The following is a 1,451-nucleotide window of genomic DNA, read 5'->3' as shown; positions in this document are numbered from 1 at the left end:
TTAATGTCTGGCAGTTCCCTACTCTCACATGGGGAGACCCCACACTACCATCGGCGCTACGGCGTTTCACTACTGAGTTCGGCATGGGGTCAGGTGGGACCACCGCGCTATTGCCGCCAGACAAATTCTGTTCGTTCCCGTTTAAATCCAATATCACTCTCGCAATATCCCTCTAAACCAGAACTTCAATCTTGAACAAGCTTATATTAATCACCCACTCTCGCAGGCACTCTCTGAAAACAACATCGTCTCACTCAAAACACCTTCGGTGTTGTGAGGTTAAGCCTCACGGTTCATTAGTATTGGTTAGCTCAACATATCGCTATGCTTACACACCCAACCTATCAACGTCTTAGTCTTAAACGTTCCTTTAGGACCCTTAAAGGGTCAGGGAAGACTCATCTCAAGGCAAGTTTCCCGCTTAGATGCTTTCAGCGGTTATCTTTTCCGCACTTAGCTACCGGGCAATGCCATTGGCATGACAACCCGAACACCAGTGGTGCGTCCACTCCGGTCCTCTCGTACTAGGAGCAGCCCCTTTCAATCTTCCAACGCCCACGGCAGATAGGGACCGAACTGTCTCACGACGTTCTAAACCCAGCTCGCGTACCACTTTAAACGGCGAACAGCCGTACCCTTGGGACCTACTTCAGCCCCAGGATGTGATGAGCCGACATCGAGGTGCCAAACACCGCCGTCGATATGAACTCTTGGGCGGTATCAGCCTGTTATCCCCGGAGTACCTTTTATCCGTTGAGCGATGGCCCTTCCATTCAGAACCACCGGATCACTAAGACCTACTTTCGTACCTGCTCGAGCTGTCACTCTCGCAGTCAAGCTGGCTTATGCCTTTGCACTAACCGCATGATGTCCGACCATGCTTAGCCAACCTTCGTGCTCCTCCGTTACTCTTTGGGAGGAGACCGCCCCAGTCAAACTACCCACCAGACACTGTCCGCACCCCAGATAATGGGGCAACGTTAGAACATCAAACATTAAAGGGTGGTATTTCAAGGTTGGCTCCATGCAGACTGGCGTCCACACTTCAAAGCCTCCCACCTATCCTACACATCAAGGCTCAATGTTCAGTGTCAAGCTATAGTAAAGGTTCACGGGGTCTTTCCGTCTTGCCGCGGGTACACTGCATCTTCACAGCGAGTTCAATTTCACTGAGTCTCGGGTGGAGACAGCCTGGCCATCATTACGCCATTCGTGCAGGTCGGAACTTACCCGACAAGGAATTTCGCTACCTTAGGACCGTTATAGTTACGGCCGCCGTTTACTGGGGCTTCGATCAAGAGCTTCTCCTTACGGATAACCCCATCAATTAACCTTCCAGCACCGGGCAGGCGTCACACCGTATACGTCCACTTTCGTGTTTGCACAGTGCTGTGTTTTTAATAAACAGTTGCAGCCAGCTGGTATCTGCGACTGGCTTCAGCTCCATCCGC

Annotated in this window: 2 rRNA genes; both read right to left on the bottom strand. The window is 51.4% G+C overall.

Annotation, left to right across the window (positions count from 1 at the left end):
• Positions 1 to 5 precede the first annotated feature (5 nt).
• Positions 6 to 121 (bottom strand): 5S ribosomal RNA (gene rrf, locus AAZR93_RS21535).
• 154 nt (positions 122 to 275) lie between these two features.
• A 23S ribosomal RNA gene (locus tag AAZR93_RS21530) occupies positions 276 to 1,451 on the bottom strand; the annotation flags it as partial.

Source organism: Providencia sp. Je.9.19 (assembly GCF_051129765.1).
GTDB lineage: Bacteria > Pseudomonadota > Gammaproteobacteria > Enterobacterales > Enterobacteriaceae > Providencia.
This window is presented reverse-complemented; position numbering and strand designations above follow the sequence as displayed.